We start from the raw sequence: 14,453 nt of genomic DNA on the forward strand, positions 1-14,453 counted from the left end.
GTCTCTCCAGTGCTCGTTCCATTCAACCGGCGCGGCCACGCGCTGCATCTCAGAGCGTCCATGGCAACGGTTCAATTGCATAGCGTCATCAAGCGCTACGACGGCGCACCGGTCGTCGATGCGGTCTCGCTTTCCGTGCGCGACGGCGAATTCCTCACCTTGCTCGGCCCGAGCGGATGCGGCAAGACGACGTGTCTCCGCATGGTCGCAGGCTTCGTCACGCCGGATGCGGGCTCGGTCCATATCGGCGGCGAGGATGTGACGCAGGTTCCGGCTCATCGGCGCAATACGGGCATGGTGTTTCAACAGTACGCGCTGTTTCCGCATCTGACGGTCGCGCAGAATCTCGCCTTCGGTCTACGCGTGCGCAAGCTGCCGGGCAAGGAGATCAAACGGCGCGCCACTGAAGCGCTCGACCGCGTGCGCCTTTCGGGTTATGCGGATCGTTACCCGGACCAGCTATCGGGCGGGCAGAAGCAGCGTGTCGCGCTGGCGAGGGCGCTCGTCATCAATCCGCGCGTGCTGTTGCTCGACGAACCGCTCGGCGCGCTCGATCAGAAACTGCGCGAGGAATTGCAGGCGGAGATCAAGCGCATTCAGCGCGAAGTGGGCATCACGACCATCTTCGTCACGCACGATCAGAGCGAGGCGCTGAGTCTTTCGGATCGCATCGTCGTGATGCGGCAGGGCGGTATCAGTCAGATTGGCTCGCCGCAGGAACTGTACGACCGGCCGGTGGATCGATACGTCGCGAGTTTCATCGGCAAGATCAATCTCGTCGCGGTGACGGCGGGCGCGCTCGGCACCGATGGCCGCTTGCGCGTGCAAAGCCGCCAGACGGCCGAACCATTCGATGTCGATCTCGCCGGCGGCGCGGCGCCCGCGCCCGGCGAACCGCTGTTGCTCGCGTTGCGGCCGGAGCGCATTCAGATCGGCGCGGGTTTGCCGAACCGCGTGCAGGGCCGCGTGGAACTCGCCACGTATGCGGGCGACGGTTGGTATCTCGAAGTCCGCACGCAGGCAAGCGAGCCGCTCATCGTGCGCACGTCGGGCCGCGCGGCACCCGCCGCTGGCGATACCGTCACGCTCGGCTGGCACCACAGCGATGCCGTCCTCTTGCGCGACGAGGCCGCCACATGAGCAACGATGCCTTGCTGACAGGCGGCGATCTCGCCGCGACGCCTTCGCCGCTTTCGGCGACGAAGCGCAGGGGCGCCGCCTACGGCGCGCTCGCCTTGCCGGGACTGGCGTTTCTTGGCGTGTTCTTCGTCGCGCCTATTGGCTATCTGCTGATCTTGTCGCTGCACGGCGGCGGCTCGATGGGCCGTGTCGACGACACGTGGACGCTTTCCAACTACGCGCGCTTTCTCTCCGATGCGTACTACCTCCATATCCTGCTCGACACGCTCGTCTTCGGCGCATTGACGGCGATCATCTGCGCGGTGTTCGGCTTTCCGTTCAGCTATCACCTTGCGCGCACGCGTTCGCGCTGGCGCACGCCGCTTTTGTTCGTGACGGTGTTGCCGTTGCTCATCAGCGCCGTGATCCGCAACCTCGGCTGGATTCCGGTGCTTACCGAACACGGCATGCTCAATACGCTCTTGCTGGGTTCCGGTCTGGTGAAGCAACCCGTGCAGTGGATCTTCAACTACACCGGCGCGCTCATCGGCATGGTGCACGTGGAGTTTCCCTTCATGGTGCTGATGCTGACGAGCGCCATCCGCAAGATCGATCCCGCGCTCGAGGAAGCCGCCATCAATCTCGGCGCGACGCCTTTTCTGGCGTTCGTGCGCGTGGTCTTGCCGCTGTGCCGGCCGGGACTGGCGGCGGGCGCGTCGATGGTCTTCATGGCCGCGATCAGCGCGCTCGTCACGCCGGGCATTCTCGGCGGGCATCGGGTGATGTTCATGGCGCTCTACATCGATCAGCAGATGCACGGCGTGCTGAACTACACGGTCGGCTCGACCGCCGCCATCCTGACGATGATCGCCGCGCTCGCATCGATGCTGCTTGCCGTGCGCATGAGCGGAGCGCGGACATGAGTACCCAAGCGAGTACGTCGGCCGTCGTGTGGCATCGCGATGCCGCATCGAGCGCGTTGAAATGGCTGCTGCGTATCACGACCTTCGCGGTGCCCGTGTTTTTGCTGCTGCCGTTTATCGGCATCGTCAGTGCTTCGTTTTCGAAGAGCGGCGCGCTCGCGTTTCCGCCGAGCGACTGGACGCTCCACTGGTATCGCTCGATCTCGCCGGACTATTACGCTGCGCTTCGCTACAGCGTCGCGCTGGGCACGGCGACGACCGCGCTCGCCACGCTCGTCGGTGTGCCGCTTTCGTTGTCGATCGTGCGCGGACGTTATGCGGGGCGCGGCATCGTGAATGCGCTATGCGTTGCGCCGCTGGGCGTGCCGACTATCGTCATTGCGGTGGCGGGCTTCAAGTTCTTCATGCTCGCCGCCGACTGGCACGACATCGGACTCAACGGAACGAGCGCGGCCATCGTGCTGATGCAGGCCGTGTTCACCTTGCCGCTCGTCGTGCGCTCGGTGGTCGCGAGCTTCGCGCACTACGACAATGCGCTCGACGAAGCCGCGCAGAACCTTGGCGCCACGCCTTGGCAAGTGTTTTGGCGCGTGACCGTGCCACTCGTTTTGCCCGGCGTGATCGCGGGAATGCTGTTCGCTTTCGTGCTTTCGTTCGACGACGTGGTGGTCGCATGGTTCATGGGCGACCCGAGCCGTCCGACCTTGCCCGTCAAGCTCTTCAACGCGATGGAAGTGGAGTTCGATAACGCGGTCACCGCGCTGTCGACGCTGATCGTTGCGTTCTGGGCCGCGCTCGCGTTGCTGCTCAATCGTTTCTTCCGTCTCGAACGCCTCTTTTCGCGGCGTTGAGCCTTTTCCTTCTTTCCTCACGAGGCCATTCTTGAAAGTTATCGCCAGGCTCGCGCTCGGGCTCTTCGCACTGACCGCATCCCTAGTTGCCGGGCTCGCGCATGCGCAGAGCGCAGACCCCAAAGACATCGTGCTGCGCGTGTCGTCGTGGGGCGGCAAGTCCACGCAGACGCAGATCAAATACGCGGGCGACATCTTCACCAATAAAACGGGCGTGAAGGTGCAATTCATCGATGGCGCGTCGATCGATCACGTCGCCAAGCTCGTCGCCGCGAACGGGCGCAACGTGCCCTATGACGTCGTGCTGCTCGATGGCGACGTGCGCGCGCAAGCCATCAAGGCAGGCGTGCTGCAAAAGCTCGATCCGGCGAAAGTGCCGAACGTGAATTTCGCGCTCGATCTCGCGAAGAACGCGCAGGGCTATGCGCCTGACTTCGATTTCGTCTCGGCGATCTTCGTATACAACGCGGACAAGTTTCAGCAAGCAGGCATTCCCGCGCCGTCATCGTGGAAGGACTTGTGGAACCCGAAGCTCGCGGGTCACGTTGCGTTGCCCGATCTCGCCAATGGCGCGGGCCGCGCGCTGCTGATCGAAACGTCGCGTCTGAATGGCGGCGATGAAGGCAATCTCGACAAGGCCGTTGCGGAGATTGCGAAGGTCAATGCGCGCACGTTCTGGCAGACCTCGCAACAGGCGGAGCAACTCATCAAGTCCGGCGATATCTGGCTTACCGTCATCGCCGATGGCCGTGCCTACGCGCTTCAGGATGCCTACAAGCCCGCGCGCGCGGTGCGCCCGAAGGAAGGCTCCATCGCGTTCGCATCGACGGCGGATATCGTCAAGGGCACGCCGCATCCCGAACTTGCGGCGCAGTTCCTGAATGAGATCTACGGCGCGCTTTATCAGCTCGGCAACGCAACGGACTTCTACTACGGCCCGACCAACCGCCTGCTTGCGCCCGTGATCGAAGCCGACCCGCAACTCGCGGCCAAGCTCATCTACAAGCCGGAGCAAGCCCAGGCGCTCTATCACCCGGACTGGAACAAGTTCTGGGGCGCGTTCGATCGCGCGCAGGACTCGTGGAACCGGACCATCGTCTCCAGAAAATGACCCAGCACATCCACTTCAACGCGTTCCACATGAACGCACCCGCGCACTCGTGGGCGGGCTTCTGGCGGCATCCTCGCGACCGCTCGCTCGAACACAACACGCTCGGCTACTGGGTCGAACTCGCGCGGACGGCCGAGCGCGGTCTCTTCGACGGCGTGTTTCTCGCCGATGTCTTCGGCATCTACGATGTCTACGGCGGCGGCACCGACGCCACGCTCTTCGCGGCTGCGCAAGCGCCTTCGCACGATCCGTTGCTGACCGTGCCCGCCATGGCTTATGCGACGAAGCACATCGGCTTCGGCGTGACGGCGAACCTCACCTACGAGCATCCGTATCAGTTCGCGCGGCGCTTTTCCACGCTCGATCATCTGACGAGCGGCCGTGCGGGCTGGAACGTCGTGACGGGTTATCTGGAAAGCGCGGCGCGCGGCATGGGTCTCGCGAAAGCGCGCGAGCACGACGAGCGATACGCGGCCGGCGAGGACTTCCTCGAAGCCGTCTACAAGCTGTGGGAAGGAAGCTGGGCCGAAGGCGCGGCGGTGCGCGACAAGCGTGCGGGACATCCTTATACCGACCCGTCGCGCGTGCGGCGCGTGAAGCATGAAGGCCCGTATTACCGTGTCGATGGCTTCAATCTCACCGAGCCTTCGCCGCAGCGCACGCCGGTGTTGTATCAGGCCGGTGCGTCGGGACGCGGCAAGGCGTTCGCGGGCAAGCATGCGGAATGCGTGTTTCTCGAAGGACAGACGCCTGCCATCGTCGCGGCGGCGGCGCGCGACATCCGCCAGCATGCAGTCGATGCAGGCCGCGCTGCCGACGATGTGCTGCTCTATCTCGGCGCGACCGTCGTGGTTGCGCGCACGTCGAAGGAAGCGAGCGAATTGCAGGCCGAGTATGCCGAATACGTCGATACGCTCGGGCAACTTGCGCTGGTGTCGGGCTGGACCGGCATCGACTTCGCGGAACTGGATCTGGACGAACCGATTCGCTATGTGAGGAGCAACGCGCTGCAGTCGACCGTCGAGAATCTCACGAAGCGTGCAGGCCGGCCCATCACGCCGCGCGACATGAGCCGCTTCGATCAGATCGGCGGACGCGGGCCGTTCATCGTCGGCGATCCGCGCGAGGTGGCGGATCAGTTGATTGCATGGATAGATGAAACCGGCGTCGATGGCTTCAATCTGCGGCGTCTCGTGATGCCCGAAAGCCTGCATGCGTTCGTGGATCTCGTCGTGCCGGAACTGCAGAATCGCGGGCGTTATCACACCGAGTATGCCGAGGGCACGCTGCGCGAGAAGCTCTTTGCCGGGCGCGGACCTCATCTGCGAGCGACGCATCCGGGCGCGCAATATCGCGACCTTTGAGACAGCCGACATGAACCAGATCGATCGAACCATTTTCTCCGATGCCATCGCGCGCCTGCATCGTGGACTTGCCGAAGCCACGCCGGTGCTCAAGCAACGCAGTGCGCAAACCGACGAAGCCGCGACGTTTCCCTACGACAACATCCGCACCTTGCACGATGCGGGTCTGCTCGCAGCCGGTCTGTCGCTAGAACGCGGCGGAGCGGGCTTCGGACGCGGCACGAGCTTCACGCATTTCTTCGATGCGGTGACATCGATCGCGCGCGCCTGCAGCAACACCGCGCAGCTCTATACGGTGCAGACAGGCGCGCTTTTCACGCTGGAATTGCTGGCCGATTCCGCACTTGTGGATGAACTCGCCGCCGCCGTGCGCGACGATGGCGCGACCTTCTGCTTCACCGCCGCCGAACCCGACGAGCGCTTCACGTACGACAACAAGCGCACGAACCTCAAGTCGTATGCCGAGCGTCTCGACGACGGCCGCTGGCGCGTCAAGGCGGAAAAAGCCTTCGCGACAGGCTCGGTCGGCTGCACTTACGCGCTCTTCCAGTGCGCGACCGTGACCGATGACGAAGGCCGTCCGCCCGAGTCCGTTCTCGTGCTGCTGCCGCGCAGTCACGAAGCGGTGAACGTGCTCGATACGTGGGACGGCATCGGTCAGCGGGCGACATCGAGCGGTCGGCTCGTCGTGAACGAAAGCGTGATCGATGGCCGCTGGGTTGCGGGCAATCCGGCCAGCGTGCCTGCTGCGGCTATCTTCGCGCCGCTCTATCAACTCGGCTTTGCGGCGATTCTCGCGGGCATCGGCGAAGCGGCGCTCGACGATACCTTGCACTTCGTGAATCACGTGCAGAAGCCGACCAACGGGTACGCACGCGCCGCCGAGGAGCCCGCGATTCAGGCGCATGTCGCCGATATCCGCATCGCGCTGAGTGCGAGCCGCGCGCTGATCAACGAAGCAGCCCGTTCGATGGACGCCTTCACGCGCGGCGAAGCGGATATTGCCGAGGTGCTGGTCGCCGTTTATCAGGCGAAGGTGCATGCGAGCGGCAGTTCCATCGAAGCGGGTTCGCGGCTCTTTCAGATCGGCGGCGCGCGTTCGGCTACGAGGCGCGTCGCGGCGGACAGGCATTGGCGCAACGCGCGCACGCTGACACTGCACGATTCGGTCGACAAGCAAAAAGGCGTGGTTGCGCGACACGTGCTCGGCGTCGAGCGTCCGAACGTTTCCACGCGCTAAACAAGGACACGTATCGTGCTGCTTGCATTCTTTCTGTCGCATTCGGCTTCGCCGCACACGGTCGGGCAATGGCGTCTGCCGCGCTCGTTCCAGGGCTTGCGCTACGACCGTCCGACGTATTGGGAGCACGTTGCGCGCACGGCGGAGCGCGGCGGCATCGACACCATCTTCTTGTCGGATTCGTATTCGATCTACGAGACGTATCGCGGCGACAGTGACGACACCTTGCGCTGGGCCGTGCAATGTCCGCGACATGACCCGCTGCCGCTCATTCCGATCATGGCGCGTGTGACGCAGTCGATTGGCATCATCACGACGCTGAGTACCGCGTTTCTGCCGCCGTACTGGGTCGCGCGGCAGTTCGCGACGCTCGATCATCTGACCGAAGGGCGCGTGGGCTGGAATCTCGTGACCACGGCGGGCGAACCCGAAGCACGTCAGTTCGGGCAGAAGCTCGATGAACACGACACGCGGTATCGGCGCGCGGAGGAGTATCTCAAGCTGTGCCAGACGCTATGGGATAGCTGGGAGCCGGACGCGATCGTCGCGGACCGCGCGTCGGGCGTGTTCGCCGATCCATCGAAAGTCGCGAAGATCGATTTTCACGGCGACTTCTTCGCGAGCCAGGGGCGCTTCACGGTGCCGCGCTCGCCGCAGGGCAGGCCGTTGATTGCGCAGGCGGGTTCATCGAGCGCGGGCGCGGCATTCGCGGGACGGCATGCGGAACTCGTGTTCGGCTTGCGGCATTCGGCGCGCGGCATGCGCGAGTTCGTCGACAAGGTGCAGGGCGAAGCCTCGAAAGCAGGACGTAGCGCGGGCGATGTGCGCATTCTGTGGGGTATTGTGCCTATCGTCGGTCAGACTCGCGAAGAAGCCTTGCAGAAGCAGAAGGCCATTCGCGACAACGTGACGGTCGAAGCGGGCCTCACCATGTTGTCCGCGTTTCTCAACACCGACCTCTCGCGCTTCGACGCCAACGCGCCGTTTCCCGATATCGGCGAAACGAGCGGCATTCGCGGGCATCTTTCCACCATCACCGAAGACTTCGCGCCGCATACGCCGCTCGGCGAGATCGCGCGTCATTTCGCTGCGGGACAGGGACCGCATGTCGTGGGTACGGCGTCGGAAGTCGCGGATCAGTTGCAGACCTTGCTCGATGAAGGCGGCGGCGATGGCTTTATCTGCATCACGCACGCGTTGCCTGCCTGCATGGACGAGTTCGTCGATCTCGTGGTCCCCGAGTTGCGGCGACGCGGCTTGCGGCCCGCGTCGTATGAACATGCGACGTTGCGCGAACGCGTGAAGGCGGGTTGACTTGCACGGCACGCGAGCATGATTCAGAAGTAGGAGAGATTGGGCAGCGGCGTGCCATGCGCCGCCTGCCTGCCGATTGCAAGCGCCTTGAAGATGAGCGGATTGTGCGCCGTCACCGTACGCAACGCGCGCCAATGCCGGTCGAGCCGCTGGCTCACGCGCGTGCTCGAAGCGCCACCGAGTTCGAAGAGTTCGCCCGCTGCGCGCAAGGCGAGTTCGTCGATCACCACTTTCGACTTCGCCGTGCTGTTGGCGGCGCGCTCGAACGCATGCGAGGAGACATCGCCCGACGCGGCGCTGCCGAAGCCGCGTTCGAGCCATTGCGCCGCTTCAAGCACACTCACACGCGCCAGATGCGCCACGCTTTCGATGCGGCCGAGCACTGCTTGCAGAAGCGGGTCGTTGGCGGGTACTTCATCGACGCCGTGATAGAAATTGCGTTCGCGCGACTTCAGCAAGTGCGCGGCATCGGAAACAACGCGCTGCAAAATGCCCGCCACCACCGCCGAGAGATACAACTGCGCGAAGGTCGCGACATACGGCAGCGCGGTGACACGGCTGTTATCGACGATCTCGTCGGGCAACACCTTCACGTTCGTGTAGTTGGTCGAGCCGCTTGCCGTGAACTGCTGACCGAAGCCGTCCCAATCGTCCGCTATATCCACGCCTTCGCGCGTGGCGGGCACGACGACCTTGATCTGCTTGCCGGCTTCATCGACTGCATAGACATAGATGTGGTCCGCATACAGGTTGCCCGTGCTGTAGAACTTCTTGCCATTCAGACGCAGGCCGTCAGGGCCGGACGTGACCGCTGTGTCGTAATCGAAGTTGCCTACGTTGCGCTTGCCAAGTTCCGTCGCCGATGCGCCATAAGTCTCGCCACGCGCGACGCGGTCGAGATAGGTATCGAATGCAGGGAGGCGTTTATGGTCGATCAGCAGGCTCTCCACCAGATTCAGATGGTTGCGGAACGCGTGCGCGACATTCGGATCGGCTGCTGCAAGATCGATCACGAAGTCGAATAACTGCGTGAGCGTCAACGCGGCGCCGCCACGTTCGCGCGGCAAACGCAATGCGCCGATGCGCGCGTCTTTCAGGCGCTGCATCGTGGCCTTGAAGGCGGCCGTGTCGCGGCCGGGTTGCGCTTCCTGATCGGCGACCCAGGGCAAAAGCGCGCGCAAGTCGCGGACATCGAGTGCAGATGGTGCGGTGTTGGTCACGTTGATCTTCCTTGAACGATGAGAGGGAAAGATGTCGGATTACGCGTGCGCTTCGGCGGGCACACCGAGCGTCGCGAGCAAGCGGTCGCGTAGCGCCGCAAACGCGGGATCGGTGGACACGCGCGGGCGCGGCAACACGATGTCGATATCGCTGCCAATGCGGCCATGCTCCAGGACGAGCACGCGGTCGGCGAGCAGCAGCGCTTCATCGACGTCATGCGTGACGAGCAGCACCGTCGCCGCATGCGCTTTCCACACGTGCGCAATGAGCCGCTGCATCTGGATGCGCGTGAGGGCATCGAGCGCGGCGAACGGTTCGTCGAGTAGCCAGACTTTCGGATCGCGGACCAACGCACGCGCGAGCGCCACGCGTTGCGCTTCGCCGCCCGACAGCGTCAGCGGCCATGCATGCAGCCGATGCCCGACGCCCACTTCGTTGAGTGCCGCGGCGATCACGGCGCGCGCGTCGGGCTTGCGCAAACCGAGCGAAAGATTTTCCTCGACGGTTTTCCACGGTACGAGACGCGGCTCCTGAAACACGACCGCGCGCTTGTCCGGCACGTCGACCGTGCCGGCGGGTGCTTCATCGAGGCCCGACAGCGTGCGCAACAAGGTGGACTTCCCCGAACCCGAACGGCCGAGCAACGCCACGAAAGAGCCGCGTTCGATGTCGAGATCGAGCCGGTCGAGTACGGTGTGCGCGCCGAAGCGCCGCGTCAGTTGCCGGATACGGATGATAGGATCGCGTGTGGTCATCGCTCAGTCCTTGATCGTGGATGGCCGCCATGCAAGCAGACGTTTTTCGGCGCCGCGCACGAGGGCATCGGTGACGAGTCCGAGCAGTGCATAGATCAGGAGACACGCCATAATGATGTCGGTACGCATGTAGTTCTGCGCCGTGATCGCGAGATAGCCGATCCCGCTCGACGCGTTGATCTGCTCGCCCACCACGAGCGAGAGCCACGCAATGCTCAGCGAATAGCGCAAGCCGACGAGAAACGAAGGCAATGCGCCCGGCAGCACGATATGGCGAATCTGCTCGGCACGTGTGAGGCCGAGCGTGCTCGCCATCTCGACGATCTTGGCATCGACGCTGCGGATACCCGCGAACAGATTGAGGTAGACCGGTATCAGACAGCCCAGCGCGACGAGCGCGATCTTCGGTGTCTCGCCGATACCGAACCACAGGATGAACAGCGGCACGAGCGCCAGATGCGGCAAGGTGCGCGTCATTTGCAAAAGGGCATCGACGGAATCCTCGCCACGGCGCGAGAGACCGCTAACGAGCGCAAGCGCGACACCGAGCGTGAGGCCGATGGCAAGCCCGCTTCCCGCACGCGCCAGCGACGCAAGTAGATGCGTGCCGAGTTCGCCGCTGGCTGCGAGTTCCCAGAGCGTCGTGGCAATCTGCGCGGGCGACGAGAAGCGCCGTTCGTTGACGAACCCGGTTGACGACGCCAGTTGCCATGCCGACAACAACGCCACCGGCACGACGAGCCGCCGCCAGCGCAATACGGCGGCGCGTCGCGGCGCGGGCGCGGCTTGGCCTTCGACGGCAAGTGTTGGATGCGACATGAGACGGCTCCTTCGGAAAGTGTTCATGCCCGCGTCGCGAGCTGGCCGTCGAAGGCCGTGCTCACGTTGCCGATCGACTGCTTGATCATGCCGTAGCGATAGAAACCGTCAGCGGCGTGCTGAAGCGCGTTGCGCACGTTGGAATCGAGCGGCGCGGGCGTCGGCTTGTACTCGGCGAGCAAGGACTTCGCGGTGGCGGGATCGAGATGCGTGTCCTTCACGAGCGCGGCGGCGGCCGCATCGACATTGGCGAGCGCCCAACGTTGCGCGCGCTCGCTGCGAGCGAGGAAGTCGCGGATCGCATCGCGCTTGTCCCGCGCCGCTTTCTCATGCACGAGTAGAAAGTTGTTGCCGCTATAGAGATAGTCGACGTCGCGCAGATCGGCGATGGGATACGCGCCGTTCTGCTGGATCGCAAGCGTCGAATATGGCGCCCAGGTGAGCCACGCATCGACGGCGCCGGCGGCAAATGCGGGCTTCGCGGCACCGGGATCGAGGAACACGAGGTTCACGTCTTCTCGCTTCAACCCCGCCTTTTCGATGAGACCGTAAGCCATCAGTTGCGGCCCGCCGCCTGCATTGACCGCGAGCTTCTTGCCCTTCAGGTCCGCGACCTTGCGGATGCCCGAGTCGCGTTGCGCGAGCAGCGGAATGAAGCTCGGCGCGAAGGTAATGGCGCTGACCGCGCGCGCCGGGCAACCCGCCGCATATGCAAAGAGGAACACGCTGTCGCCGGTCTGACCGACATCGAGTGCGTCGGCGTTGAAGGCCTGCAATTCCGGCTGGCCTGCGGGAAACTTGCTCCACTCGATTTCGTACGGCAGATTCTTCGCTTCGCCGGAGGCTTCGAGGAAGGCTTTCCAGCCGATGGAATTCATGTCGCCCACGCGCAGCACCGGAGCCGCGCGCGCGGACGTGCCTATCATGAAGCCCGCCGCCGTGGCGAGGCCGCCGAGAATCAGCTTGCGGCGAGTCGAAGAGCCGGGAGTGTCGTCGGATAAAACGGTGTTGGTCGATTGGTCGGTCACGTGTATATGTCGGCAGAAGAGTGGCGGGAAGTCAGAGGGCGTAACCGGGATTGCGCTGATCGAGCAGACGCTTGAGCGCTTCGAAATGCAGCACGTGGTAGGGCTTGCCGGACCAAGCCGCGCCTTCCTTTGCCGCTTCCGTGTATTGGCGATGCACCTTTTCCTGCTGCTCTTGCGATAAAAGCCGCAGCGGTTTGCCGGTTGAATACGCGAGCACCTGAAAGCGCGCCGCGCGTTCGAGCAGATAAAGACGGTCATACGCCTGCGACACGCTGCGCCCCGTGACGATCACGCCATGATTCGCCAGGAACAAGATGCTCTTGTCGCCGAGACGGTCGGCAAGACGCCGCCCTTCCTCGATGTCGTAGGCTAGCCCGGTGTATTCGTCGTCGTAGGCAATGTGCTTGAGCAGCAGCAATTCCGCCTGGCCGATAGGCAACAGCCGCTGATCCGCAAGACGCGTGAGCGCGGTCGTATAGGGCATATGCGTATGCAGCACGGCGGCATGACGAACTGGATCTGCCTGATGGATCGGCAGGTGAATGCATAGCGCCGATTGCTCCACCACGCCTTCTCCGGCAATGCGGTTGGCGTCGTAATCGAGCGTGAGAAAATCGCTGGCCTTGACTTCGGACCAATGCAAACCGAATGGCGCGACGAGAAAGCGCCCGCGCGGATCGGGCAGCGACAGCGAAAAGTGATTGGCGATGCCTTCGTGCAGATCGTGCATGACCGCTGCGCGATGCGCGGCCGCAAGATCGATGCGTCCTGTCTGTTCGAATCGTTCGATTTCCGCGATTTCCGCGATATCCACGAGCGTCGCGCTGTCCGCTTCGGCCATTGCAGTCCACCTTTCCTTGCATTCGATGGAGAAGAGCATTCTGCTGGCGTGCAGATGCGCGAACAAACATCGAAAGGTGATTCGCTATTGAGCGCGCGGCTTGATTAGTTATGCGATGGGGACAGCTTTGTAAATAATCGCGCGTGAATGCAGGACTATTTGAGACGCGGCCTGACAGTATAATGAGCGCCCGCGCCCGTAGCCGGTCGCACCAATGCTCTCGCAATCAGCCAGATTTTTGCAATTCGACCGTCCTTCAGGACAGGTCGCAGCAACAAAGGATAAGCCTGCGTGGAAAATCTTTTCCAATCCGTGAATGCGTTCTTCGCATTCATCGCGCCCATTTCCGATTTTCTCTGGGACTTTCCCACCAACTTCAAAGCTTATTCACAGATTCCGGTTCTCGGACAGTTCCCCTTCGCAATACTGCTGCTGGTGGGCGTCGGCATTTACTTCTCCATTCGCACGCGCTTTGTCCAGACCATGAACATGCGCAAGATCGTGCGTATCATGTTGCGCCGGCAGACATCGAGCACGGGCGTAAGCGCGCTTGCATCGTTCATGCTGGGACTCGCGATGCGCGCGGGACCGGGAAATATTGTCGGCATCACGGGCGCGATTTCCGTCGGCGGACCAGGCGCATTATTCTGGATGTGGGTCGCGGCGTTCTTCGGCATGGCGACCGCTTTCATGGAATCCACACTGGCGCAACTCTTCAAGGAGAGAAAGCAGAACGAGTTCGTCGGCGGCTTGCCGTTTTATGGACGCCGCATTCTCGGCGACCGGCGAATTGTCGGCACGTTTCTGTCGCTCGTGTTTATCGTCTATGCGCTTTTCAACGTGCCGCCGCAAACGTTCAACGTGTTCACCGCGATAGGCCCGATTGCCGATACCGTCGCCGGCACGCATCTCGCGCGGCAATCGGCGGTGTATTACTTCATTGCGGGCGGATTGATCGTCGCGTGTTCGTTCATCATCATGGGCGGCATTCGGCGAGTCACGGCTTATACCGATGTACTCGTGCCGATCAAGGCCGCGCTCTTCTGCCTGATGTCGCTCGTTATCATCCTCATTAATCTGCCGCTCATTCCGTACTTCTTTCGCGAAGTGGTGGTCGGGGCGTTCGCGCCGCATGCATTGTTCGGCGGCGCTATTGGCACGGCGCTCGCGCAGGGCGTGAAGCGCGGGCTGATGTCGAACGAAGCAGGACAGGGCACCATTACGATGGCGGCCGCCATTGCCGATAACGATCACCCGTGCGAACAGGGTTTCGTGCAAAGCCTGGGCGTGTTCTTCGACACCATGGTCATCTGCACGATGACGGGCTTCATCGTCGTGATGGCGCACGTGTGGACCGGCACGGTCGATGGTCAGGCGTGGGAATCGGTGAGGGCATCGAAGATCACGGTTTATCTGGCTTCCGTGCAGACGCTGGTGCCTGAGTCGGTGGGCCACGTGATCCGCATCGTGATGTGTCTGTGCTACGGCCTTTTCGCGTTCACCACGTTGCTCGGCATGATCTCGTTCGCGGAGATTTCCGCGAATTTCATCTCGCGTGGGCGCGCGTTCATCGTGGGAATAAGAGTCGTCGGCTCGCTTGTGTTCGTGCCGTTCGGCGCGTTGACGGTGCTCGCGGGCCTCGAATTGCCAAACTTGTGGGCGTTGTCGGACCTGATGAATATCGTCATGGTGCTGCTCAACGTTCCAATCGTGCTGGCTGGGCAACGGCTCGTGTATCGCGCGCTGGCGGATTATCGGAAGGGAAGCGGCGGGAGGTTCGTCTCGGCGAACATTGGCGTGAAGACAGAATATTGGCTGGACGATCGGAAAAGCGCCACGCCGCCGCAGCAGACAACCCGCTGACGGC

The 14,453-nt window shown here is 63.0% G+C and carries 13 protein-coding genes; 8 read left to right on the plus strand and 5 right to left on the minus strand.

The window, feature by feature from the left end:
• The first annotated feature begins 60 nt into the window (after positions 1-60).
• From LDZ28_RS28395 to LDZ28_RS28425, 7 genes are read left to right on the plus strand one after another with little or no spacing between them, the layout of a single operon-like run.
• Complete coding sequence (locus LDZ28_RS28395) at positions 61-1,140, plus strand: ABC transporter ATP-binding protein (RefSeq protein WP_244831090.1); 1,080 nt, start codon at positions 61-63, stop codon at positions 1,138-1,140.
• Complete coding sequence (locus LDZ28_RS28400; protein WP_244831091.1) at positions 1,137-2,042, plus strand: ABC transporter permease; 906 nt, start codon at positions 1,137-1,139, stop codon at positions 2,040-2,042. The genes LDZ28_RS28395 and LDZ28_RS28400 overlap by 4 nt, the downstream gene beginning before the upstream one ends.
• The gene (locus tag LDZ28_RS28405; protein WP_244831092.1) at positions 2,039-2,893 is read left to right on the plus strand and encodes an ABC transporter permease; all 855 of its coding nucleotides are present in this window, start codon (positions 2,039-2,041) and stop codon (positions 2,891-2,893) included. The genes LDZ28_RS28400 and LDZ28_RS28405 overlap by 4 nt, the downstream gene beginning before the upstream one ends.
• 31 nt (positions 2,894-2,924) lie before the next feature.
• Entirely contained in the window at positions 2,925-4,004 is a 1,080-nt protein-coding gene (locus tag LDZ28_RS28410) for an ABC transporter substrate-binding protein (protein WP_244831093.1), read from the plus strand.
• Positions 4,001-5,368: an LLM class flavin-dependent oxidoreductase gene (locus LDZ28_RS28415; protein ID WP_244831094.1), complete on the plus strand. Its 1,368-nt coding sequence runs from the start codon at positions 4,001-4,003 to the stop codon at positions 5,366-5,368. Before LDZ28_RS28410 ends, LDZ28_RS28415 begins: the two co-directional genes overlap by 4 nt.
• A gap of 10 nt (positions 5,369-5,378) precedes the next feature.
• Complete coding sequence (locus LDZ28_RS28420) at positions 5,379-6,608, plus strand: acyl-CoA dehydrogenase family protein (RefSeq protein ID WP_244831095.1); 1,230 nt, start codon at positions 5,379-5,381, stop codon at positions 6,606-6,608.
• A 15-nt stretch (positions 6,609-6,623) separates the two neighbouring features.
• Positions 6,624-7,922 carry an NtaA/DmoA family FMN-dependent monooxygenase gene (locus tag LDZ28_RS28425; protein WP_244831096.1) on the plus strand — a complete coding sequence of 433 codons (1,299 nt, stop codon included), beginning with the start codon at positions 6,624-6,626 and terminating at the stop codon, positions 7,920-7,922.
• A gap of 23 nt (positions 7,923-7,945) precedes the next feature.
• On the opposite strand, the gene LDZ28_RS28430 is transcribed toward LDZ28_RS28425, so the two are convergent.
• Genes LDZ28_RS28430 through LDZ28_RS28450 form a run of 5 tightly spaced genes read right to left on the minus strand, consistent with a single transcriptional unit; the run spans position 7,946 to position 12,586 of the window.
• Positions 7,946-9,142 (minus strand): acyl-CoA dehydrogenase, encoded by a 1,197-nt coding sequence (locus tag LDZ28_RS28430; RefSeq protein ID WP_244831097.1) that lies wholly within the window; start codon positions 9,140-9,142, stop codon positions 7,946-7,948.
• 39 nt (positions 9,143-9,181) lie between these two features.
• Entirely contained in the window at positions 9,182-9,898 is a 717-nt protein-coding gene (locus LDZ28_RS28435; RefSeq protein ID WP_244831098.1) for an ABC transporter ATP-binding protein, read from the minus strand.
• A gap of 3 nt (positions 9,899-9,901) precedes the next feature.
• Complete coding sequence (locus tag LDZ28_RS28440; protein ID WP_244831099.1) at positions 9,902-10,717, minus strand: ABC transporter permease; 816 nt, start codon at positions 10,715-10,717, stop codon at positions 9,902-9,904.
• A gap of 23 nt (positions 10,718-10,740) precedes the next feature.
• Positions 10,741-11,745 carry an aliphatic sulfonate ABC transporter substrate-binding protein gene (locus LDZ28_RS28445; RefSeq protein ID WP_244831100.1) on the minus strand — a complete coding sequence of 335 codons (1,005 nt, stop codon included), beginning with the start codon at positions 11,743-11,745 and terminating at the stop codon, positions 10,741-10,743.
• Positions 11,746-11,776: 31 nt separating this feature from the next.
• On the minus strand, positions 11,777-12,586 hold the full coding sequence (locus LDZ28_RS28450; protein WP_244831101.1) for a class II aldolase/adducin family protein: 810 nt from the start codon (positions 12,584-12,586) through the stop codon (positions 11,777-11,779).
• Positions 12,587-12,877: 291 nt separating this feature from the next.
• Here LDZ28_RS28450 and LDZ28_RS28455 point away from each other — a divergent pair, with 291 nt between their 5' ends.
• Positions 12,878-14,449 (plus strand): sodium:alanine symporter family protein, encoded by a 1,572-nt coding sequence (locus LDZ28_RS28455; RefSeq protein WP_244831102.1) that lies wholly within the window; start codon positions 12,878-12,880, stop codon positions 14,447-14,449.
• Positions 14,450-14,453: the final 4 nt, after the last annotated feature.

The sequence above is a fragment of the Caballeronia sp. TF1N1 genome, from assembly GCF_022878925.1.
Classification (GTDB): domain Bacteria; phylum Pseudomonadota; class Gammaproteobacteria; order Burkholderiales; family Burkholderiaceae; genus Caballeronia.